The sequence below is a fragment of the Mesorhizobium sp. M1078 genome (genome assembly GCF_040318615.1).
GTDB lineage: Bacteria > Pseudomonadota > Alphaproteobacteria > Rhizobiales > Rhizobiaceae > Mesorhizobium.
In genome coordinates, this window is sequence record NZ_JAMYMP010000100.1 from 1 (window position 1) to 603 (window position 603).

The following is a 603-nucleotide window of genomic DNA, read 5'->3' on the forward strand; positions in this document are numbered from 1 at the left end:
AGGCGATCACGGAAGAGCTGTGCGGTCATGCGTTCTCGGCTTCGTCGATCTCGGCCATCAACAAGCGCTTGGACGAGAGCCTGAAGGCGTTTGCCGAACGACCGCTTCAGGAGCCATTCCCCTACCTCATTCTCGATGCCCGCTACGAGAAAGTGCGCGAAGCCGGCATCGTGATGAGCCAGGCGGTGCTGATCGCGGTCGGCATCGACTGGGACGGGCGCCGGCAGATCCTGGCCGTGGAGATGGCCAATCGCGAGAGCCGCTCGGCCTGGAAGGACTTCCTCGTCGGCCTCAAGGCGCGCGGCCTCAAGGACGTCGAGTTGGTTGTGTCCGACGATCACGCCGGCCTGGTCGCGGCGATCGGCGAGGTGATCCCGGAAGCAGCATGGCAGCGCTGCTACGTCCACTTCCTCAGGAACGCGCTCGATCATCTGCCGAGGAAGCACGGCGACGATTGTCTGCAGGAACTGCGCTGGCTCTACGACCGGCGCGATCTCGCCGAGGCCAGGGCTGATCTTGCCGCATGGCTTGCCAAATGGTCGGCACGCTATCCGCGCCTGACAGGCTGGGCCGAGGATGCCATCGAACAAACCCTGACCTTCT

General features: G+C 64.2%; 1 protein-coding gene. It reads left to right on the forward strand.

The window, feature by feature from the left end; all coding sequences use genetic code 11:
- Positions 1 to 603, forward strand: a 603-nt coding sequence (locus NKH38_RS33270) for an IS256 family transposase (RefSeq protein ID WP_352904890.1), incomplete at both ends; no start/stop codon positions are given.